Genomic DNA, 8,307 nt, shown 5'->3' on the forward strand with positions numbered 1-8,307 from the left:
AAGATCTTGGAATGACTGGTGTGCTTCGAAGATGCAAATGTGTTGAAATGTATCTTCAAAATTATGAATTACGTGTAGAATGTGCCCGATTTCATCTTTGTCATGTGGGATAAATATGTCGGGTTCGACGATTACGCCTTGGGTAGTGGGTAACTGGAAAATGAACCCATTGCAAGCCGATGCTGGCGCACTTCTTAAGAATTTTAAGCAATTATTAAATGAACAAAATATTGCTGAAGCGGCATGCCATATTGGGGTTGCACCAACAGCTATTGCTCTGACCTCGGTGCAAAATGAATTAGCACAAGCAAGCCGTTACATCATGACTGTTGCACAAGACGTTTCTCGCGTCGCAGGTACAGGTGCATACACGGGTGAGCTTAGTGCTGAGCTATTAAAAGATTATGGTATTGAATTTGTACTTATTGGTCATTCAGAACGCCGTGAAATTTTTGCTGATCAACCGCATATCATTAATGAAAAAGTAAAAAATGCATTAAACGCAGGTTTGACTGTGATTTATTGCGTGGGTGAAAGCTTAGAACAACGTGAAAGCGGCCAAGCAGAACAGGTTGTGTTACAACAAATATGTGATATTGCTGCTGTCGTACAAGCAGAGCAGTGGAAGCAAATTGTGGTTGCTTATGAGCCAATTTGGGCCATTGGTACAGGTAAAACAGCGTCACCTGAAGATGCGCAAGCGATGCATGCTAAAATTCGTGAAGGTTTAAGCCAAATCACCCCAATAGGACTTCATACTGCAATTCTTTATGGTGGTAGTGTAAAACCTGAAAATGCAGTAGAGTTGGCAGCCTGTCCAGATATCAATGGTGCGCTGGTCGGTGGTGCATCATTAAATGCAGAGTCGTTTTATAAAATTGCTCAAGCATTTGCAAATACAAAATAATTAGGAGTTCAGCATGCATACGTTTGTGCTGGTGGTACATATTATCTTAGCGATTTTAATGATCGTGCTGATTTTAGTTCAGCATGGTAAAGGCGCAGATGCGGGTGCATCTTTTGGTGGCGGCGGTGCTGCAACTGTATTTGGTGCATCTGGTTCGGGTAACTTTATGACCCGTTTGACTGCAATTTTAACGGCTTTGTTCTTTGTTACGAGCTTGACACTTGCGGTGTTTGCAAAGAAACAAACGACAGATGCTTATAGTCTGAATGCGATTTCTTCAGTACCGACTGCGCCAGCAAAATCGGCTGAAACTTCGCCAACTGCACCAAAAAGCGCTGAATAATTTATTTAGCGCTTTCTTTTTTGACGTGTTGCGACTAGAATGCGTCACAGCTGCGGTGGTGGTGGAATTGGTAGACACGCTACCTTGAGGTGGTAGTGCTTTCGGGCGTGGGGGTTCAAGTCCCCCCTTCCGCACCAACTTATAATCCAGAACATAAGTTGGTGTATGCAGCAAAACTCTGTTGATGCGGGATGGAGCAGTCTGGTAGCTCGTCGGGCTCATAACCCGAAGGTCGTTGGTTCAAATCCAGCTCCCGCTACCAATCAATTCTATTTTTAAGATGCAAACTTTTAAATGGACAGCTTTTAAAGCTGAGAGAACTATTTGCATATTGATGCGGGGTGGAGCAGTCTGGTAGCTCGTCGGGCTCATAACCCGAAGGTCGTTGGTTCAAATCCAGCCCCCGCTACCAATCTTATATAGCACACAATCTATATAAGCAGTTTATCTGAAAGTCATTGTGATGTTGATGCGGGATGGAGCAGTCTGGTAGCTCGTCGGGCTCATAACCCGAAGGTCGTTGGTTCAAATCCAGCTCCCGCTACCAATCCTCTGAGATGCAACTCAGTGGGGCAATTCTTCAGGTTGTTTTAGATTGAAAATGACCAAGAAATTGTATATAATTTTTGCATGTTGATGCGGGATGGAGCAGTCTGGTAGCTCGTCGGGCTCATAACCCGAAGGTCGTTGGTTCAAATCCAGCTCCCGCTACCAAGTTTCTAAAAGAGGCTCACAACTAGGTGGGCCTTTTTGCACAGTGGACTATGGTTTTCTGTGTAATAATGGGGCGATTTACGCCCTTTTTTATTGGCTATCGTGTAGTGTCGACAGTATTTTGGTCAAACCGTCATGTTTCACTACTACTATAGTTTTGCATTGGTCTGTAGTGGTCATTTCGACCATCGAATCGCACAAATTTGACGAGAGTAAATGAAGCTATCAAATAAAACTCAAGCACTTCAGGACTTAATTGCCCCAGCGGTGCAAGCATGTGATGTAGAACTTTGGGGGATTGATTTCCAACCTCAAGGAAAACGTTCACTGTTACGTATTTATATCGACCGTGAAGTTGATGAAAATGCAGAACCTGTCATCAATGAAGATGGCGAAGTTGAGCAAGGCCGTGGTATCGGCGTGCAGGACTGTGTTCGTGTCACTCAGCAAGTGGGTGCGATGTTGGATGTACATGATCCAATTTCAGGCGAATATGCATTGGAAGTGTCATCTCCAGGTTGGGATCGTCAGTTCTTTAAATTGGAACAAATGACGGCATACATTGGTCAGCAAGTCGCTTTGCGTTTGATCAGTGCTGTGGATAATCGTCGTAAATTCCAAGCCAAACTTGTAAGCGTAGACCTTGAAAGCGAAATGATTCAGGTTGAAGTTGAAAAGCAACAAGTGTTGGATATTGACAGCCACAATATTGATAAAGCAAATCTGGTTTTCCAAGATTAATTTAATAAATAAGAATCTGAACGAATAGGTGACTTATGGCTCGTGAAATTCTTACCGTAGTAGAAACGGTTAGTAACGAAAAAGGTGTAAGTCGTGATGCAATTTTTGAAGCGCTTGAACAAGCTTTAGTTGCAGCGACTAAGAAGAAATTCTACGAGGGAACTCACTCGGAAGAAGCTCGTCTACGTGTAGAAATCGACCGTCGTACTGGTGATTACCGTACTTTCCGTCAATGGGAAGTGGTTGCCGACGAAGATCACGAAATGCCAGCATGCCAAGATGCGATCTCTGATGTAGATCCTGCAAAATGGGCAATTGGTGATATTCGTGAACTTGAAGTTGAATCGATTGATTTCGGTCGTATTGCGGCACAAATTGCGAAACAAGTGATTGTTCAAAAAATTCGTGAAGCAGAACGTGCATTAATTGCAGATGCTTACGAGTCTAAAGTTGGTGAACTCATCTACGGTGAAGTGAAAAAACAAACCAAAGATGGCTTTATCATTGACTTAGGTGACAATGCAGAAGCATATCTTGCGCGTGAAGAAATGATCGCTAAAGAAATTCTACGTCCTAAACAACGTGTAAACGCGATTTTGTTTAATGTGAACCGTGAAGGCCGTGGTGCTCAGTTATTACTTTCTCGTTCTAAACCAGAAATGCTCATCGCATTGATGAAGAAAGAAATTCCTGAAATTGCTGAAGAAATCATTGAGATTAAGGCAGCTGCACGCCAACCTGGCGTTCGTGCTAAAATCGCTGTGAAAACAAACGATCACCGTATTGATCCTGTAGGTGCATGTATTGGTATGCGTGGTACACGTATCCAAGCGGTTCAGTCAGAGTTAAATGGTGAGCGTATTGATGTAGTCGTTTGGTCGGATGACGCGGCACAGTACATTGCAAGTGCTTTAGAGCCTGCTGATGTATCAGGTATCGTGATTGATGAAGAAGAACGTACTGCAGATATTATTTTTGCAACGAGTGATCAGTTAGCGCGTGCAATTGGCTCTCAAGGTCAAAACGTACGTTTAGCATCTGAATTGACTGGTTACAAGCTCAATATGATGCTTGAAGAAGAATATCACGCACGCCAACAAAACGAAGCGCAACAATATTTAGATATGTTTGTTACACGTCTAGATATTGATGAAGACTTAGCGATGGCGTTGGTTGAAATGGGCTTCACATCATTAGAAGAAATCGCGTATGTTCCTGCGGAAACATTCGATGAGATCGAACTTGATGCTGAAACTGTTGAAATGCTACAAGGTCGTGCAAAAGAAGTTGCATTGGCTGATGCATTGAAACAACAAGAGAACATCCAAGAGCCAAGCGAAGAGCTTGCTGCAATGGAAGGCGTGACTAAAGAAATCGCGTATGCGCTTGCCGCTCGCGGTGTGGTAACTGTAGATGATCTTGCAGATCAAGCCACTGACGATATCTCTGATATTGAAGGTTTAGGTGCTGAAAAAGCAGGTCAACTTATTATGAAAGCGCGCGAATCATGGTTTAACTAGGAGGTAATATATGACGGACAAGTCGATTAAGGAGTTAGCTCTCAGCGTGGGTCGTCCAGTTGAGAAGCTGCTGGAACAGGTTCGTGATGCAGGTTTAACACAAACTAAACCTGAAGATATTATCTCCACTGAACAACAAAATGCCCTCGTTAACCATTTGAAAAAAGTTCATGGTCAGGATGCGGGCAATGCAGGACAAATCACGTTGAAACGTAAAACTACCAGTACTGCTAAAGTGGCGAGTACATCGGGCAAGGCAAAAACGATTAATGTAGAAGTTCGTAAGAAACATACATTTGTTAAACCGGATCCTGAGCAAATTAAAGCTGAAGCATTAGCGAAAGCACAAGCTGACCAACAAGCACGTAAACAGGAACCTAAGGTTGAAGCGAAAGCTGAAGAACCGAAGCAACAACCAGTATCTAAAGCGAAACAAGCTTTAGAAGCAATGCGTGCTGCTGCGAAGCAAGAACATGCGAAGCAAGAAACACCGAAAGCTGCGGTTGTTGTAAAACGTAAGTCAAACAACAAGCCAATTACAAAACCTGTTGAAACTCTAGAACAGAAAAAAGCACGTGAAGCTCAAGCAGCACAATTGAAAGCTGTAGAAGAAGCGGCGCGTCGTAAAGCCGCTGAAGAAGCGCAACAACGTACGCTTGAGCAAATGCGTCAAATGGCGTCTAAGTATTCTAACGAAGACACTACTGCGACCATTCGTGTTGTAGATGATTCTCCGCTTGCTGCCGGCCTTGTAGGTCAGGCATATGAAGATTCATTTGCGAAAGAAGACCGTGAAATTAAACGTGGTACCAATACCAACAATTCACGTTCACCTAAAAAAGGTGGTCGTCGTGGCGAAGAGCAATCTTTCCGTGATAACTCACATAAACGTGGTTTAAAAACAAGTCAAGCGAACAAGCATGGCTTTGAAAAACCAGTTAAAAAACAAGTTTATGATGTTGAAATTGGTGAAACAATTGTTGTTGCTGACTTGGCTGCGAAAATGGCGGTTAAAGTTCGCGAAGTTATCAAATCACTCATGAAAATGGGCGAATTGGTTACTCAAAACCAAGCGATTGATCAAGAAATTGCAGCACTTGTTGTTGAAGAAATGGGTCACAATCCAGTACTTGTTTCGGATACACAAGCAGAAGACAACTTACTTGAAGCAGCTGAAGAAGCGCGTGGTGTCCAAACCACTCGTCCGCCAGTTGTGACAATTATGGGTCACGTTGACCATGGTAAAACATCACTTCTTGACCGTATTCGTCGCTCTAAAGTGGCTGCAGGTGAAGCAGGTGGTATCACACAGCATATTGGTGCTTACCATGTGAAAACTGAAAAAGGTATTATTACTTTCTTAGATACACCGGGACACGCAGCATTTACTGCAATGCGTTCACGTGGTGCGAAATCTACAGATATCGTAGTGTTGGTTGTTGCAGCAGATGATGGTGTTATGCCACAAACTGCGGAAGCGATTGACCATGCACGTGCAGCAGGTACGCCAATTATTGTTGCTATCAACAAAATGGATAAAGAGTCTGCTGATCCAGATCGCGTATTGAATGAGTTGACGACGAAAGAAATCGTACCTGAGCAATGGGGCGGTGACGTTCCAGTGGCAATGGTTTCTGCGCACAGCGGTGCAGGTATCGACGAACTTCTTGACTTGATCTCAATTCAAGCCGAACTTCTTGAGCTTAAAGCATCTGAAGAGGGTGCGGCACAAGGTGTTGTAATTGAAGCACGTGTAGACAAAGGGCGTGGTGCGGTAACATCGATTCTTGTTCAAAACGGTACATTGAAAGTGGGTGACCTTGTTCTTGCAGGTTCGTCATACGGTCGTGTACGTGCAATGACAGATGAAAATGGTCAACGTATTAAATCTGCTGGTCCTTCGATTCCTGTGGAAATCTTGGGTCTTCCTGAAGCGCCAATGGCGGGTGACGAAGTTCTTGTTGTAAATGACGAGAAGAAAGCACGTGAAGTTGCTGATGCACGTATGGATCGTGAACGTCAAAAACGTCTTGAGCGTCAATCTGCGATGCGTCTTGAAAATATCATGGCGTCTATGGGCAAGAAAGATGTGCCTATTGTCAACGTGGTATTGAAAACAGACGTACGTGGTACTTTGGAAGCATTACACGTTGCACTTGCTGAACTTGCAACTGATGAAGTGAAAGTACGTATTATTGGTTCAGGTGTTGGTGCGATCACTGAGTCTGACGTAACACTTGCTGAATCATCAGAAGCGGTTCTTCTCGGCTTTAACGTACGTGCTGATAATACTGCACGTCAAAAAGCTGATGCTGATGGTATCGACATTCGTTACTACTCAATCATCTATCAATTAATTGATGATGTGAAAGATGCGATGAGCGGTAAATTGGCGCCTGAACACCGTGAAACAATTCTGGGTGTTGCTGAAGTACGTGAAGTGTTCCACTCAAGTAAATTCGGTGCTGCTGCAGGTTGTATGGTACTTGAAGGTACATTACACCGTAATAAACCGATTCGCGTATTACGTGATGACGTGGTGGTATTCCAAGGTGAGCTTGAATCTCTTCGTCGCTACAAAGATGTGGTTGAAGAAGTTCGTGCCGGTATGGAATGTGGTCTTGCGGTGAAAGGCTATAAAGACATCAAAGCACAAGATAAGATTGAAGTGTACGATGTTCAATTAATTAAACGGAGTCTTTAATGGCGGGTAGTCAACGTCTGAAGCGTATGGCGGATACAGTACAACGTGAGTTGTCAGAACTGATCCGTCAGGAGCTGAAAGATCCACGCTTAGGTGGTCTAGTGACCATCTCTGCCGTGAAGGTGAGCCCAGACTTAGGATATGCCGAAGTTTATGTGACTGTAATGGGTCGTGAGCTAGGCGATGAGCAAAGTGAAGCCGCAAATAAAGAGACTTTAGATGTCTTGAATAAAGCATCTGGTTTCTTGCGTCATGAACTAAGCCATCGTATCAAAACACGTATTACGCCACGTTTGCGTTTCCATTACGACAAAACAAATGCTTATGGCAACTATATGTTTGGTCTAATTGCGGAAGCGGTCAAGGACTTACCTCCTACTGACGAAGCAAAAAAAGATGATGAATAATTCAGTTCGCTGAATGAAAAAAGCCACCTTCGGGTGGCTTTTTTATGTTTGAATGGTCATTCTTTAAAAATCCCCAATAACACACAGAATTATAACTAGATGATAAAACTAAGCTTGAAAATGACATTGGATAGTCCAGTCTATACACACAATATAATAAAAAAATCATGCTATTGAGCAGCATATTACTCATCACTATGCCAAGTTGGGCATGTTTAAATACCTATGTAGAAGATTTTTATACATCTGATTCAGAAAAAGAAAATCAACACGAAGAAGATCATGATGAAAAATTGAATAACTTTGTCTCAAGGCATCCTAGCCCAATAGACTATCAGGCAGAAAATGATTATGCCGTACATCAGATCTACGCAGGCCGTTACGATTTAGCCATTAAGGTTTTGCGTGCAATTGAAAAAGAGCATCCAGGTTTACCAAAGACTGCAGTGAATTTAGGTACTGCATATGAGTTGATTGGCAATATTCCACAGGCCAAAAAATGGATTGCTGAAGGCATGAAGCGTGATCCATCGATACATCTTGGCAGTGAATGGATTCATCTGAATATTTTAACAGCCAAAGAAAAACGTGCGACAGCAAAATATTTTCATGAATATCCATTGTTGAATGTACATTATGGAATAGGTTATGTACCTGATGCGCACTGGAAGAATCAACGAAAACTCACAACAGCGGAATACGATGCCATACGAGAGCAGGCCAGTTTACAGATTAATGAGCGGAAAAATTTTGTTTCAAGACAGAATGCCGTGATGGCACAGCTGTTTTATCAAATGGAGCGTAAAACTCAGTCCTTCAGGTCAGAGATATAAGCGACACGACATGAAGTGTCGTTTGATTTAACTAAGGACTATTTTCCTTGAGTTTTGATTGTTAATATAAGTACATGAAAACCCTTAAATTACGTATAAAAGACAAACATTGCAAGGTGTTAGACCAACTAGCATCAG

The 8,307-nt window shown here is 42.8% G+C and carries 7 protein-coding genes and 5 tRNA genes; all 12 read left to right on the top strand.

Annotation, left to right across the window (positions count from 1 at the left end):
• Positions 1–115 precede the first annotated feature (115 nt).
• The 12 genes from tpiA to FTT88_RS06045 all read left to right on the top strand — a co-directional run bounded on the left by tpiA (position 116) and on the right by FTT88_RS06045 (position 8,169).
• Complete coding sequence (gene tpiA, locus FTT88_RS05990; protein WP_180173774.1) at positions 116–907, top strand: triose-phosphate isomerase; 792 nt, start codon at positions 116–118, stop codon at positions 905–907.
• Positions 908–920: 13 nt separating this feature from the next.
• Complete coding sequence (gene secG / locus FTT88_RS05995; protein WP_078192560.1) at positions 921–1,250, top strand: preprotein translocase subunit SecG; 330 nt, start codon at positions 921–923, stop codon at positions 1,248–1,250.
• Positions 1,251–1,302: 52 nt separating this feature from the next.
• Positions 1,303–1,387, top strand: a tRNA-Leu gene (locus tag FTT88_RS06000).
• Positions 1,388–1,435: 48 nt separating this feature from the next.
• A tRNA-Met gene (locus FTT88_RS06005) sits at positions 1,436–1,512 on the top strand.
• A 73-nt stretch (positions 1,513–1,585) separates the two neighbouring features.
• A tRNA-Met gene (locus tag FTT88_RS06010) sits at positions 1,586–1,662 on the top strand.
• A 58-nt stretch (positions 1,663–1,720) separates the two neighbouring features.
• Positions 1,721–1,797 (top strand) — tRNA-Met (locus tag FTT88_RS06015).
• Between the two features lie 90 nt (positions 1,798–1,887).
• Positions 1,888–1,964, top strand: a tRNA-Met gene (locus tag FTT88_RS06020).
• A gap of 216 nt (positions 1,965–2,180) precedes the next feature.
• A complete protein-coding gene (gene rimP / locus FTT88_RS06025; protein WP_078189416.1) occupies positions 2,181–2,705 on the top strand; it encodes a ribosome maturation factor RimP in 525 nt (174 codons plus the stop codon).
• 35 nt (positions 2,706–2,740) lie between these two features.
• On the top strand, positions 2,741–4,225 hold the full coding sequence (nusA, locus tag FTT88_RS06030; protein ID WP_180010651.1) for a transcription termination factor NusA: 1,485 nt from the start codon (positions 2,741–2,743) through the stop codon (positions 4,223–4,225).
• Positions 4,226–4,235: 10 nt separating this feature from the next.
• A complete protein-coding gene (gene infB / locus FTT88_RS06035) occupies positions 4,236–6,929 on the top strand; it encodes a translation initiation factor IF-2 (protein ID WP_168378201.1) in 2,694 nt (897 codons plus the stop codon).
• Positions 6,929–7,336 carry a ribosome-binding factor A gene (locus tag FTT88_RS06040; RefSeq protein WP_180088887.1) on the top strand — a complete coding sequence of 136 codons (408 nt, stop codon included), beginning with the start codon at positions 6,929–6,931 and terminating at the stop codon, positions 7,334–7,336. Before infB ends, FTT88_RS06040 begins: the two co-directional genes overlap by 1 nt.
• 167 nt (positions 7,337–7,503) lie before the next feature.
• Positions 7,504–8,169: a M48 family metallopeptidase gene (locus FTT88_RS06045; protein ID WP_180173775.1), complete on the top strand. Its 666-nt coding sequence runs from the start codon at positions 7,504–7,506 to the stop codon at positions 8,167–8,169.
• The last annotated feature ends 138 nt before the right edge of the window (positions 8,170–8,307 follow it).

The sequence above is a fragment of the Acinetobacter sp. YH01024 genome (assembly GCF_013420195.1).
GTDB classification, from domain to species: domain Bacteria; phylum Pseudomonadota; class Gammaproteobacteria; order Pseudomonadales; family Moraxellaceae; genus Acinetobacter; species Acinetobacter amyesii.

Coding starts and splice junctions, on each gene's coding strand:
- nusA (WP_180010651.1), top strand. CDS start 2,741: ATGGCTCGTGAAATTCTTACCGTAGTAGAAACGGTTAGTAACGAAAAA.
- rimP (WP_078189416.1), top strand. CDS start 2,181: ATGAAGCTATCAAATAAAACTCAAGCACTTCAGGACTTAATTGCCCCA.
- secG (WP_078192560.1), top strand. CDS start 921: ATGCATACGTTTGTGCTGGTGGTACATATTATCTTAGCGATTTTAATG.
- tpiA (WP_180173774.1), top strand. CDS start 116: ATGTCGGGTTCGACGATTACGCCTTGGGTAGTGGGTAACTGGAAAATG.
- FTT88_RS06045 (WP_180173775.1), top strand. CDS start 7,504: ATGCTATTGAGCAGCATATTACTCATCACTATGCCAAGTTGGGCATGT.
- FTT88_RS06040 (WP_180088887.1), top strand. CDS start 6,929: ATGGCGGGTAGTCAACGTCTGAAGCGTATGGCGGATACAGTACAACGT.
- infB (WP_168378201.1), top strand. CDS start 4,236: ATGACGGACAAGTCGATTAAGGAGTTAGCTCTCAGCGTGGGTCGTCCA.